Origin of the sequence: Serratia grimesii, assembly GCF_900186025.1 — a bacterium.
GTDB classification, from domain to species: domain Bacteria; phylum Pseudomonadota; class Gammaproteobacteria; order Enterobacterales; family Enterobacteriaceae; genus Serratia; species Serratia grimesii.
Window position 1 is genome coordinate 645,868 of record NZ_LT883155.1, and the last position, 12,352, is coordinate 658,219.

General features: G+C 53.2%; 11 protein-coding genes. 5 read left to right on the forward strand and 6 right to left on the reverse strand.

Annotated features, from left to right (window positions below; all coding sequences use genetic code 11):
* Positions 1–45 precede the first annotated feature (45 nt).
* The gene (gene nadR, locus SGBXF1_RS03030; RefSeq protein ID WP_037424120.1) at positions 46–1,320 is read left to right on the forward strand and encodes a multifunctional transcriptional regulator/nicotinamide-nucleotide adenylyltransferase/ribosylnicotinamide kinase NadR; all 1,275 of its coding nucleotides are present in this window, start codon (positions 46–48) and stop codon (positions 1,318–1,320) included.
* Positions 1,321–1,447: 127 nt separating this feature from the next.
* Positions 1,448–2,920, forward strand: a complete 1,473-nt coding sequence (locus tag SGBXF1_RS03035; RefSeq protein WP_186427799.1) for a glycosyltransferase family 39 protein — start codon at positions 1,448–1,450, stop codon at positions 2,918–2,920.
* Here SGBXF1_RS03035 and SGBXF1_RS03040 read toward each other — a convergent pair.
* The gene (locus SGBXF1_RS03040; protein WP_130382490.1) at positions 2,914–3,915 is read right to left on the reverse strand and encodes a zinc-binding alcohol dehydrogenase family protein; all 1,002 of its coding nucleotides are present in this window, start codon (positions 3,913–3,915) and stop codon (positions 2,914–2,916) included. The genes SGBXF1_RS03035 and SGBXF1_RS03040 overlap by 7 nt on opposite strands.
* A gap of 98 nt (positions 3,916–4,013) precedes the next feature.
* Here SGBXF1_RS03040 and SGBXF1_RS03045 point away from each other — a divergent pair, with 98 nt between their 5' ends.
* Entirely contained in the window at positions 4,014–4,925 is a 912-nt protein-coding gene (locus SGBXF1_RS03045; protein WP_061807394.1) for a LysR family transcriptional regulator, read from the forward strand.
* A 30-nt stretch (positions 4,926–4,955) separates the two neighbouring features.
* Here SGBXF1_RS03045 and ettA read toward each other — a convergent pair whose 3' ends face one another.
* The 5 genes from ettA to SGBXF1_RS03070 form a co-directional block, all read right to left on the reverse strand.
* Positions 4,956–6,623 carry an energy-dependent translational throttle protein EttA gene (gene ettA, locus SGBXF1_RS03050; protein ID WP_037420609.1) on the reverse strand — a complete coding sequence of 556 codons (1,668 nt, stop codon included), beginning with the start codon at positions 6,621–6,623 and terminating at the stop codon, positions 4,956–4,958.
* 268 nt (positions 6,624–6,891) lie between these two features.
* Complete coding sequence (gene yfiB / locus SGBXF1_RS03055; RefSeq protein ID WP_037420612.1) at positions 6,892–7,389, reverse strand: outer membrane lipoprotein YfiB; 498 nt, start codon at positions 7,387–7,389, stop codon at positions 6,892–6,894.
* Between the two features lie 37 nt (positions 7,390–7,426).
* Positions 7,427–8,674: a diguanylate cyclase DgcN/YfiN gene (gene dgcN / locus SGBXF1_RS03060; RefSeq protein ID WP_061807393.1), complete on the reverse strand. Its 1,248-nt coding sequence runs from the start codon at positions 8,672–8,674 to the stop codon at positions 7,427–7,429.
* Complete coding sequence (gene yfiR, locus SGBXF1_RS03065) at positions 8,671–9,285, reverse strand: regulatory sequestration protein YfiR (RefSeq protein ID WP_037420614.1); 615 nt, start codon at positions 9,283–9,285, stop codon at positions 8,671–8,673. The genes dgcN and yfiR overlap by 4 nt, the downstream gene beginning before the upstream one ends.
* Positions 9,269–9,643 (reverse strand): hypothetical protein, encoded by a 375-nt coding sequence (locus tag SGBXF1_RS03070; protein ID WP_130382482.1) that lies wholly within the window; start codon positions 9,641–9,643, stop codon positions 9,269–9,271. The genes yfiR and SGBXF1_RS03070 overlap by 17 nt, the downstream gene beginning before the upstream one ends.
* 386 nt (positions 9,644–10,029) lie before the next feature.
* Here SGBXF1_RS03070 and sltY point away from each other — a divergent pair, with 386 nt between their 5' ends.
* Positions 10,030–11,958 carry a murein transglycosylase gene (gene sltY / locus SGBXF1_RS03075; protein WP_037420619.1) on the forward strand — a complete coding sequence of 643 codons (1,929 nt, stop codon included), beginning with the start codon at positions 10,030–10,032 and terminating at the stop codon, positions 11,956–11,958.
* Positions 11,959–12,013: 55 nt separating this feature from the next.
* A complete protein-coding gene (trpR, locus tag SGBXF1_RS03080; RefSeq protein ID WP_037420622.1) occupies positions 12,014–12,343 on the forward strand; it encodes a trp operon repressor in 330 nt (109 codons plus the stop codon).
* The last annotated feature ends 9 nt before the right edge of the window (positions 12,344–12,352 follow it).

Sequence of the window (12,352 nt, forward strand, 5' to 3'; positions counted from 1 at the left end):
TGTGAAGATTATGCTATTTTGTTTAGCATATTAAACGGAGGGACTATGCGGCAATTTGATTACCTGAAGGCGTCGATTAAGCAGAAGAGCTGCACTCTGCAGCAGGTGGCAGATGCCAGCGGCATGACAAAAGGCTATCTCAGCCAGTTGTTAAACGATAAAATCAAAAGCCCAAGCGCCCAAAAACTGGAAGCGCTGCACCGCTATCTTGGCCTGGAATTTCCTCGTCGTGAGAAAACAGTCGGTGTGGTGTTTGGTAAATTTTACCCTTTGCATACCGGCCATATCTACCTGATTCAACGCGCTTGCAGCCAGGTGGATGAACTGCACGTGATTCTGTGCCACGACGAACCGCGCGATCGGGAGCTGTTCGATAACAGCTCCATGTCGCAACAACCGACGGTTAGCGATCGGTTACGCTGGTTACTGCAAACCTTCAAATACCAGAAAAACATCCATATTCATTCATTCGACGAACAGGGTATCGAACCCTATCCGCATGGCTGGAATGTGTGGAGCGATGGGATGAAAGCTTTTCTGGAACAGAAAGCCATCGTACCGAGCTTTATCTATTCCAGCGAAGCACAGGACGCCCCGCGTTACCGCGAACACCTGGCGATTGAAACTATCCTGATCGATCCCGAACGTTCATTTATGAATATCAGCGGTAGTCAGATCCGTCAGGATCCCTTCCGCTATTGGGACTATATCCCGACCGAAGTGAAACCATTCTTTGTCCGCACCGTGGCGATTCTCGGCGGTGAGTCGAGCGGTAAATCGACGCTGGTGAATAAGCTGGCGAATATCTTTAATACCACCAGTGCCTGGGAATATGGCCGTGACTATGTGTTCTCGCACCTGGGTGGTGATGAAATGGCGTTACAATACTCTGACTATGACAAAATCGCTTTGGGCCAGGCCCAGTATGTTGATTTTGCAGTGAAATATGCCAATAAAGTGGCATTTATTGATACTGACTTTGTCACCACACAGGCATTCTGTAAAAAGTATGAAGGGCGTGAACACCCCTTTGTGCAGGCGCTGATCGACGAGTACCGGTTTGATCTGGTGATTCTGTTGGAAAATAACACGCCATGGGTGGCGGATGGCCTGCGGAGCCTTGGTAATCCCAATGACCGCAAAGCCTTCCAGCAGCTGCTGGAGGAGATGCTGCGTGCCAATAACATTGAGTACGTGCATGTGGAAGCCAGCGGCTATGACGAGCGTTTCCTACGCTGTGTCGACTTGGTAAAACAGTTGTTGGCGGCTGACGCTAGCCGTTTGATAGCCGCGCCTGAAAACCAGCACGTCATTGGTTGATGTTGTCCAATGTGTGATCACTCAGGCAGAAATAGCAGTTAAACGCTGGATTTCACTGTTGTTTAGTTAAGGTTCATTAACCATTTATTAGGTTAAGCGTTTCGTCGAAACAAATGCTGTAGAGACTATGACGTATCGCTTACTTGCTATCTGGTTACTGTTCTATGCCGCTGCGTGGACACTGCTGACTGTTCACCTCGATCCAACCGTGCCTTATGATGCTGTCGAAGCATTAAACTGGGGCATCAATGCAGAGTGGGGCTCGCCGAAAAACCCGTGGTTAGTGGGGGTGGCGATGCACCCTGTGCTTTGGTTGCCCTGGTTGCCGTTGAATATTTATTGGTACGCGAGTCACTTCGTGGCAATCGCCATAGGTATGCTGGGCGTATGGATTCTGGCGCGGCATCTAAGTGGTAGCACCCGGTTGGCTTGGCTGGCACTGTTGACGCTGAACCTTTCAGGCATCATTAATTTCGATATTATCCCCTATAACGACAACTATTTGCTGGTGATGCTGTGGCCGTGGATGATGCTGTTTTTTCATCAGGCGATCACCCGTTCTGCTAACTGGTGGCTGGCGTTTGCCGTCACGGCGGGTTTGGCGACGATGGCGAAGTATTCAACCTTTGCATTTGTTTATTTCGCTTTCCTGTCGACGCTGTTTGTACCGCATATTCGTCGCTGCTACAGGCAGCCTCAGTTTTACCTCGCAGTTGCCGTTTGGCTGGTTATCGTCTTGCCTAATCTGGTTTGGTTGTGGCAGCATGATTTTGCCGCATTCAAATGGGTCGACTCACAAGTCAAAATGCAGTTAAACCTGGATATGCTGCAATCGCTGCTGTTGGTGTTTTATCCGTCACTGTTCCTGTGGCTGATTTTACGACGAGCGGGGGCGGTGCTGGCATGGCCTGACGATACTTCGAAGCGGGTACTGTTAGGCATTTATCTGTTGCCATTAGGCATTATTACCTTCTGGTTTTCTTTCAACGTGGGCGGTCGATTGACCGAGTGGCTGCAACCTTTCTTCGTGCTGGCTCCCGCGTTGTTGGTGGGATGCGTGAAACAACCGCCTCACCGTTCATTGCGCGGCGCTGCAGTGGGAATGATGTGTGCAGCACTCGTTATTTATCTGGGTTATGCCGCCATCATGTTAGGCAACGTGCGTAATGCTGGGCAAAAGATGGTGGGTATCAAGGCGTTCAGTGCCGGGGTTGAACAGCGTTGGTTGCAACATTACGGAACGGAATTGAATTATGTGGGGGGCGCTTATTTATCACAATGGATGACGGTGTATGCCGTTTCCCGCCCGCAGACGATTACGCGTTGGTCCAATCATGAGCGGCCAAACATTTATAACGCCCATATCAATTATGCGCAGATTGCACAGCACGGGGCCGTGCTGTTTGGTCATTTGGGGGAATCCTGCGAGCAAACGGATTTCGATGGGGCTCTGGCCAGTTGGCCCAGGATACGTATTGACGAGCAGCAGAGCTTGCAGTATCAAGCCGATCCCAACGCTACGCCGCAGCCGGTGTGCATTGCTTTTGTTCGACCGGAAAAGGCGCGTGACGCCTTAACGCCACGCGCTTTGCCTCAGTAAACAATTACCAATTTGCCCTGCATATGGCCGTCGCGCAGTTTTCCATGCGCGGCGGTCAGGTTGTCTACCGTCAACCCATGCAGCGTCTCGCTCAGGGTGGTAGTTAACTTCCCTTCGTCCAGCAGCTGTGCGACTTGCTTAAGGATCTCACCTTGCTGGGCAATGTCCGGCGTGGTGAACATGCTGCGGGTAAACATCAATTCCCAGTGCAATGCAGCACTTTTCAACTTTAGGGCGCTCTGATCCAGCGGTTGCGCATTTTCTACGATAGTGCAGATATGGCCCATCGGTGCGATCAGATCCGAAATGGCTTTCCAGTGACCATCGGTGTCGTTCAAACACAAAATATAATCCACATTTTCAATCCCTTGCTGTGCAAGGTTGGCCTTCAGATCGCGATAATCAACGACCAGATCGGCGCCGCGTTCCAGACACCAGGCTGCTGATTCTGGACGTGAAGCCGTTGCAATCACTTTTACCTGGCTGCGCTGTGCGGCAAAGGGGATCGCCAGGGAGCCAACACCACCGGCACCGCCGATAATCAATAAAGTTTTGTCTGGCGCAGCGTCCTGAATTTTCAGGTGTTCGAATAGCGCTTCCCATGCGGTCAGCGCTGTTAGTGGCATGGCTGCGGACTCAGCCCAGTTCAGGCTACGAGGTTTGTGGGCCGTGATACGCGAATCAATCAACTGATGAGTACTGTTGCTGCCCGGGCGGGTGATATCACCTGCGTACCAGACTTCATCGCCGGGCTTGAAACCGCTGACATTGCTGCCGACTTCAACCACCACACCGCTGGCATCCCAACCGAGAATACGTGGCTGTTGCAGGCCGCTTTTTTGCAGGCCGGCATGGACCTTGGTATCCACCGGGTTGACCGACACTGCTTTGACCTCTACCCACAGATCGTAAGGACCTGGTGCCGGTTTTTCTGGGCTGATTTCAATGAAGTTTGCCGGGTTTTTCGGGTCTACGGCAATGGCTTTAATTGGCATGACTGTGCTCCTTTCAAGTGAATAACCACAGTGTAGACCTCTTGGTGGTGAGTGATAAGATGGACAATAACTAACTAAGTGTTCGTTTGAGGTGAACAATGCGGTTTAAACAGTTACAGGACATGGCGCTGTTTGCACTGGTGGCTGAGTGTGGCAGCTTTACCGCCGCTGCCAGGCGTGCAGCGTTGCCTAAGTCCAGCGTCAGCCAGCGGATCAGCCAATTGGAGCAAACGCTGGGCCTGCGGTTACTGAACCGCACCACCCGCCAGCTCAATCTGACCTTTGCCGGTGAACGTTATTTGGAACATTGTCAGGAGATGTTGTCCGCTGCCGAACGGGCAGATCTGGCTCTGCAACGGCTGCGTGATAACCCCAGCGGTCGGTTACGTATATCGACCCCCGCAGGCTTAGGGGCAACCTTGTTGCCGCGATTGACTGCGGATTTTCAACGTCAATATCCAGATGTCTCATTGGAGGTGTCGGTGTCTGATGCCATGGTAGATATGGTGCAGGAAGGGTATGACGCAGCGCTGCGGACCGGCAAACCGCAGGACTCTTCACTGATTGGCCGTCGTTTGGGCCATGCGCCCCGCTATTTGTTGGCATCATCGGCTTATTTGGCGCAGCACCCACCAATCCTTCACCCGCAGCAGTTGCAGCAGCATCGCTGTATTGCACACAGTTCTTGGCCAGCCTGGAACCTGCGCCGGAGTGATGAGTATTTCCGTTGGCAACTGCCGACGCGGCATATTACTGATAATCTGTTGTACGCGCGTGAATGTGCGATTGCCGGGGCTGGGATAACCCTCTTACCAGCATTTCTTAGCCGTGAGGTGGTAGCGCAGAAGCAGTTGGTGGAAGTGTTGCCGGAATGGCAGGCAGAAGGGAATGAGCTGTATCTGGTCTATCCGAGCCGCAAACTGAATTCGCCGGCGCTGGCCTGTTTTATCGACGTGGTGTTGCAGCACCCGGTGTTTGACGATTATGCCCGCGAGCTGGCGTGGGAATAAAAAAAGCGCCGCATGCGGCGCTTTCCGGGATTACTTGGCGATTCGTTTGTACTTGATACGATGTGGCTCAAGTGCTTCGGCACCAAGAGTACGTTTTTTGTACTCTTCGTATTCGGTAAAGTTACCTTCGAAGAACTCCACATTGCCTTCATCCTGGTAATCCAGAATGTGGGTGGCGATACGGTCAAGGAACCAACGGTCGTGCGAGATAACCATCGCGCAGCCTGGGAACTCAAGCAGGGCGTTTTCTAACGCGCGCAGGGTTTCGATATCCAGGTCGTTGGTCGGTTCATCGAGCAGCAATACGTTACCGCCAACTTGCAGCAGTTTGGCCAGGTGCAGGCGGCCACGCTCACCACCGGACAGTTCGCCAACACGCTTGCCCTGATCAACACCCTTGAAGTTAAAGCGGCCGACGTAGGCACGGCTTGGCATTTCAGTGTTGCCGATACGCATGATGTCCTGACCACCGGAGACTTCTTCCCAGACGGTTTTGGCGTTATCCATGCTGTCGCGGAACTGATCGACCGAGGCCAACTTGACGGTATCACCCAACACGATGCTGCCGGAATCAGGCTGTTCCTGACCGGACATCATGCGGAACAACGTAGACTTACCGGCGCCGTTCGGACCGATAATGCCCACAATGGCCCCTTTTGGTACCGCGAAGGTGAGATCATCAATCAGCACACGGTCGCCGTAAGACTTACGCAGGTTGCTGACTTCAACGACTTTATCGCCCAAGCGTGCGCCAGGTGGGATAAACAGTTCGTTGGTCTCGTTACGCTTTTGGTATTCAGTGCTGTTCAGCTCTTCAAAGCGGGCCAAACGAGCCTTGCCTTTAGACTGACGGCCTTTAGCGCCCTGGCGAACCCACTCCAGCTCTTTCTCAATGGATTTGCGACGAGCGGCTTCGGAAGAGGCTTCCTGTGCCAGACGAGCGTCTTTTTGCTCCAACCAAGAAGAGTAGTTACCTTCCCATGGAATACCTTCACCGCGGTCAAGCTCGAGGATCCAGCCGGCCACGTTGTCGAGGAAGTAACGGTCGTGCGTGATTGCCACAACGGTACCTTCGAAGTCGTGCAGGAAGCGTTCCAGCCAAGCCACGGATTCAGCATCCAGGTGGTTGGTAGGTTCGTCGAGCAGTAACATGTCAGGTTTTTCCAGCAGCAGGCGGCACAGCGCCACGCGGCGACGCTCACCACCGGAAAGGTTGGCGATTTTTGCGTCCCATTCTGGCAGGCGCAACGCATCAGCGGCACGCTCAAGCTGGGTATTTAGGTTGTGACCATCATGAGCCTGAATGATCTCTTCCAGGCGGCCCTGTTCAGCGGCCAGCTTGTCAAAGTCAGCGCCTTCTTCAGCGTACAGTGCGTACACCTCATCCAGGCGTTTCAGAGCACCAACCACTTCCGCCAGCGCTTCTTCGACTGACTCGCGGACAGTATGCTCCAGGTTCAGCTGTGGTTCCTGTGGCAGGTAGCCGATTTTAATCCCTGGCTGCGGGCGAGCTTCACCTTCGATATCGGTATCGATGCCGGCCATGATGCGCAACAGGGTGGATTTACCCGAGCCGTTCAGACCCAGCACACCAATTTTGGCGCCAGGGAAGAAGCTCAGAGAGATATTTTTCAAGATGTGACGCTTCGGCGGAACCACTTTGCCGACGCGATGCATGGTATAGACGTATTGAGCCACGTTGCTCTAGCCTCTCTATATCAGTTTTTATAGGATGTCTGGCTGCGGAGTGTAGCCCGTTTCGAAAGCGGATCCCAGACATCACTCCGCGATCGCTAAGTATAACTCTTTATGCGACCGTAAAGGCGTATCCCCTTCATCTTTCAACATCACCAGCGCGCGGGTTGCCTTCACGCATCCCCGGTCATTGCATTTACTCAATGTCCGGGGATCCGCGGTGTTATCGTCTTGCTGAAAGTTGAAATTTAGCAGGGATGAAAAGGGTGGATTACGGCGTGACGACGATCGCGACGCGGCGGTTTTCCGCACGACCGCTGGAAGTACGGTTATCGGCAACAGGATCGCGTTTGCCCATGCCACGCGTTTCAATGTTGGCGCGAGGAATACCTACGCTGGCCAGCAAATCGGCGACGGCATCGGCACGGCGCAGCGACAGTTGATCGTTATAGCTGTCTTCACCGTAATTATCGGTATGACCATCCAGACGGAACTGGGTAATACCGACGCTCATCAGTGCGCGACCCATTTTTTGTACCGTTTCGGTACTTTCCGGGTTCAGTTTGCCGACGTTATTGCCAAACAGTACTTTGTCGGACAGGCCAAACTCCCAGCCGTTATCCGTCAGTTTGAATCCCTGTGATTGCAACAAAGCAATCTGCTCAGGCGTTAGGCCCTGCGGTTTGCTCTGGCAGCCAGCGAGGGCTAGCAAGGCGATAAACATCATCGTCAGCAGTGAAAAACGGCGTTTTAGTGTTTGCTGTATCATAATCAAAATCCCTAGTTTTATTTTTTTAGCCGGGGCTTTATTTCTGTATGGCCAGCCGCCAGCCTCCGTTATAACGATGCTTTGCCTGGTACATGGCATCGTCAGCTTCGTGCAAGAGTCCCTGAGGCGTTACCGCATGTTCAGGGTAAAGCGCAATACCGATACTCAGAGAGGAAATCACCGTCTCGTTGTTCGGCAAAATTACCGGTTGAGTCATACAGTCGATAATATTATCGGCAATTTGCAGCACATCTTCCGTAGTGTGGACCGGCGCCAACAGTACGGCGAACTCATCACCTCCTAAACGTGCCACCAGATCGCTTTCCCGCAGCTGCGCGCGAATACGCCCGGCAATCGTGGTCAGCACCACATCGCCTGCCGCGTGGCCGTAGCTGTCATTGACTTCCTTGAAGCGATCACCGTCTATAAACAGCACCGCCAGTTTTTCTTTTGGCTTAATGTCTCCTAACGCGCGGCTCAATCGGCCTTCAAAGAATGCGCGGTTTGGCAAGCCGGTTAGGCTGTCATGGGTTGCCCGGTGTGTCAGTGAGTCATTTTCCTGTTTCAGGTGCGCCTGCCAGGCTTCCAGCTCGTCAAGCAGGCCATTAAAGTCACTGCTTAACTCATGCAGTTCGGCAATGGGGGCAGAAGGCACCCGCAGACCAAATGTACGATCGCGTCGCACCGCATGCGCCACGTTGGCAATGTCGTCAAGTGAGCTGACAATCCCTAGCAACATGCGGCGGGAAAGGACCAATGAGCACAGCGTACTGAGCACCAGACAGGCGAGCATGCCCACCATACCGCGCAGCAGGAAGCGCAGCAGACTACCGCCGTGCCCGCTAAGCCACACTTTACCGACCACTTTGCCTTCATGGGTAATCGGCAGTATCACCGGTTCCGGTAGCGCCCAGTGAGCGACGACTTGCTCCATGCCATGCAAAGGACCGTCTTTGGGATGACGCCAACTGGCGAGCACCTTGCCGTTGTTGTTCAGGATCCTTGCTTCTGACACCTCCTCATTGGAGGCGATCAGTACCAGCGCTTCGTGTGCGGCGCTGCGGTCTTCAAACACTACCGCAGCTTCGACGGTATAGCTGATGGAGCGTGCGATCAGGTGCAAGTTGTGGTTGGCATAGGCGCGTAGCGCAAACAGCGCGACCAGCGTCAGGAAAATCCCGGCGGTGCCGACAGCAATCAACGCCAGTGCAAGATGAACTCGTTGCAACACCCTGCCCAGCGTAGGTCGTGACTGACCCGATCTATTCTTGCGCAACCACTTCATAGCGGAGGCGCCTGTTTGCGTGCGAGTTGAAGCACGTTAGGGTGAACGCGCACGCCGCTGCGTGCTAGTGCGTCAAGGTTCACTTTAAAGCTGGCGGTGTCACCTTCGATCTGCAGGCAAAACGCGCTGCCGGCAGAACATTCACCGTCGTTCTCACTGATACTGAGAATGGAGCGTCCGCTAATGCGTTGCATAAAATTCTGTTTCTGGCTGGCGCTGATATTACCCAGATAGATCACATCACAGCCGGTGCTCAGCAGTGGGCTATCGAAAGGAATACGCTCAGCTTTTATTGGCCGAGGGGCGCTCAGCAGAATGGGATCGAACAGGCCCTTGGCATATTGGGTTGGCGCCGTCACGCATAACCGTATTGGATTGGGTTCACTGTGCCAGCGGGCGTAGCTGATAATGCCAACGACGACTGTGGTCACTGCATGGGTGCGATTTTTATAGGGATCGACAGTCTCGGGGCGGGCTAAACTGGGAAAAGCCAGCAGAGTGGCAAGAAACAGCGACAATAGACGGCCATAATTCAGGCGTGCGCAAATGAAACTCATAAATGAGTTTTTTGCGCAGGTTGCCAATAACGCGGCATTATTCGCCATCTTCATCTGCCATTCCTGCCCACGTCCGCGCACTGTTGCGGCAACGTAACAATGAGAAGCCTGACCCGGTTGAAGGGATAATTATCTTGCTGAAAACTGTCAATCGCACTGCCTGATGAACACTATCTAACCCATAATTGGCGCGGATTGTATTATAAGATATCTCGGTTGCGCGCTTTATGTGCCGTTTTCTCGGAATTATCTTATCTTTTTTTAACAGTATAAAAACGTCCACCTGAGTTTGCCAGGCGTTTTCAGCAAAGTTGGCGCAGCAGGTCAGGGATTCAGCGGTTTGCGCAACATCTCTCTTTCGTAGTTCTGATAGTGGAATTCTATGGTGGCTAATAATTTCAAATGACTTCATCTTATTATCGGCGTAGCCATTAATAATGGCCGAGCGCGTCATTTTTCAGTGATAACACCAGGCCAAAATGATTAATACGGCAGAAATTGCCGCCAGCTTTATTTTATTTGTCAGCGACGGTAAACCTTTTTTACCTGTAGCCCATCGTGGCGATAAACTTCTTCTACAGTAGTGAATGGATAAGCGATCGTGCTGTCTATGATAGATGGCTGAGTCGGTCGCTCAGCACATCCTTTTGTTCTGGCGTGATGATGATGATTTTCCACGACAGAACGTGAAACACTCGGAGAGCCGATTTCCCTCGTCCGTTGGCTGCTGGCGTAGCGCGGCAACGGGGGGGGAATTGTCTCTGGCAACACATGAGCATTAGCGAGGAAAGAGTCAGTATGGTCAAGGTAGACAAGTGGCGGTTTTTAGCTGTGGGCCTGTGCCTGACGGCATTCTCAAGCGCCGCATTGGCGGATTCTCTGGACGCCCAGCGTCAACGTTACCTGCAGATTAAGCAGGCGTGGGACAGTAATCAAATGGACGTCGTGGCACAACTGATGCCGACGTTGCGTGATTATCCACTTTACCCCTATCTGGAATACCGTGAGCTGACGCAAGATCTCAGCCAGGCTGGGTTCTCTGAAGTGAATGACTTCATTAAGCAGCACCCGACACTACCGCCTGCCAAATCGTTGGCTCCGCGTTTTGTTAATGAGCTGGCACGGCGCGAAGACTGGCGCAGTCTGTTGGCTTTCAGTCCACAGGCGCCGAAACCTATCGCTGCGCGTTGTAATTATTACTACGCCAAATGGGCCACGGGTGATCAACAGGCGGCCTGGAGTGGTGCTGGTGAGGTTTGGATGAGCGGCAAGTCGTTGCCGGGCGCCTGTGACAAGCTGTTCAGCGTTTGGCAGGGGGCAGGTAAGCAAACGCCGTCGGTGATCCTGGAGCGTATGAAGCTGGCACTGAAAGAAGGCAACAGTGGATTGGTGAACAGCCTTTACCGCCAGTTACCGTCAGATTATCAGACGATGGGCGATGCGTTGGTGCGCCTGCAAAATGATCCCGCGACGGTGGAGTCCTTCGCCCGCAGCGTGGGACCGACTGACTTTACCCGGGCAGCAACCAGCATCGCTTTTGAACGTCTGGCACGTCAGGATGTGGAAAACGCCCGTGCGATGATCCCAACCCTCGCCCGTTTGCAGAAAATGAGCGACAGCGAACGACTGGGGCTGGAAGAAGCGGTGGCATGGCGCCTGATGGGCAGTGATGCCACCTTTGAACAGACACAATGGCGCGATAAGGTGATCCTGCGCAGCCAATCTCCCACATTACTGGAACGCCGTGTGCGCATGGCGCTGGGCAATGGCGATCGCCAAGGCGTAGCGACCTGGTTAGCCCGTTTGCCAGAAGAGTCACGTAATAAAGATGAATGGCGTTATTGGCGTGCGAGTATTTTGTTGGACGAAGGCAAACGCAGTGAAGGGGAAGAGATCCTGCGTCGCCTGATGACTGAGCGTGGCTTTTATCCAATGGTAGCGGCGCAAAAATTGAATACAACCTACCCTGTTATGGTCGCCGTGGCAGCGAAGCCGCGCGCCTCGTTGGTGGACGGGCCGGAAATTGCCCGTGTGCGTGAACTGATGTACTGGAATATGGACAATCTGGCACGTAGCGAGTGGACCTCCTTCGTGGCCAGTCGCAGTCGCCCAGAGCAGGAAGCGCTGGCGCGTTATGCTTTCGAGCAGAAATGGGCTGATCTCAGTGTGCAGGCGACTATCGTCGGTAAACTGTGGGATCACCTGGAAGAGCGTTTCCCGGTTGCCTGGCCACAAGAGTTTCGTGCTGCCACTGATGACAAAGGGATAACGCCGAGCTATGCCATGGCGATTGCCCGCCAAGAGAGTGCCTGGAACCCAAAAGCGCAGTCACCGGTGGGGGCGAGCGGTTTGATGCAGGTGATGCCGCGAACCGCGCAGCATACCGTTGAGATGTACAATATTCCGGGTTACTCAAGCCCAAGCCAATTGCTTGACCCGCGTGTCAACATTACCATCGGCACCAGTTATCTGGAGTACGTTTACCAGCAGTTTGGGCGTAACCGTATTTTGTCATCTGCGGCTTATAATGCCGGTCCTTCTCGCGTAAATACGTGGCTGGGCAACAGTGAAGGGCGGGTTGATGCTGTGGCGTTTGTCGAAAGCATCCCTTTCTCGGAAACCCGTTCTTATGTGAAGAATGTGCTGGCTTACGATGCATTTTATCGCTATCTCATGCACCGGCCAGCCAAAGTGCTGACCGATGCTGAGTGGCAGAGGCGTTATTGATTTTGACGGCGCTATGGTATGCTGCTGTACTAGTTAAATAGTATGGTGGCTTGCCATGACGCAATTATCACTTAACGACCCGGCTCTTTCAGAACAAGGTAATGAGGATTGGCTGCGCTTTGTTGCGCTGCTGCAAAACTCGTTTGCACAAGATCTGCATCAACCTCTGATGCAACTGTTGCTGACGCCGGATGAACGTACGGCTTTAGGCACGCGGGTGCGGATTATCCAGGAACTGATGCGCGGTGAGATGAGCCAGCGTGAGCTGAAAAACGAATTGGGGGCAGGCATTGCCACTATCACTCGGGGTTCAAACAGCCTGAAGGCGGCAACACCGGCGCTAAAGCAATGGCTGGAACAGCAGTTGTTGGGCGATACGCAGTAGCGTAACGCC

Excerpts from the sequence above, each read along its gene's own strand:
- SGBXF1_RS03045 (WP_061807394.1), top strand. The coding sequence starts at position 4,014 with ATGCGGTTTAAACAGTTACAGGACATGGCGCTGTTTGCACTGGTGGCT.
- dgcN (WP_061807393.1), bottom strand. The coding sequence starts at position 8,674 with ATGAAGTGGTTGCGCAAGAATAGATCGGGTCAGTCACGACCTACGCTG.
- SGBXF1_RS03035 (WP_186427799.1), top strand. The coding sequence starts at position 1,448 with ATGACGTATCGCTTACTTGCTATCTGGTTACTGTTCTATGCCGCTGCG.
- yfiB (WP_037420612.1), bottom strand. The coding sequence starts at position 7,389 with ATGATACAGCAAACACTAAAACGCCGTTTTTCACTGCTGACGATGATG.
- sltY (WP_037420619.1), top strand. The coding sequence starts at position 10,030 with ATGGTCAAGGTAGACAAGTGGCGGTTTTTAGCTGTGGGCCTGTGCCTG.
- trpR (WP_037420622.1), top strand. The coding sequence starts at position 12,014 with ATGACGCAATTATCACTTAACGACCCGGCTCTTTCAGAACAAGGTAAT.
- SGBXF1_RS03040 (WP_130382490.1), bottom strand. The coding sequence starts at position 3,915 with ATGCCAATTAAAGCCATTGCCGTAGACCCGAAAAACCCGGCAAACTTC.
- SGBXF1_RS03070 (WP_130382482.1), bottom strand. The coding sequence starts at position 9,643 with ATGAAGTCATTTGAAATTATTAGCCACCATAGAATTCCACTATCAGAA.
- nadR (WP_037424120.1), top strand. The coding sequence starts at position 46 with ATGCGGCAATTTGATTACCTGAAGGCGTCGATTAAGCAGAAGAGCTGC.
- yfiR (WP_037420614.1), bottom strand. The coding sequence starts at position 9,285 with ATGAAGATGGCGAATAATGCCGCGTTATTGGCAACCTGCGCAAAAAAC.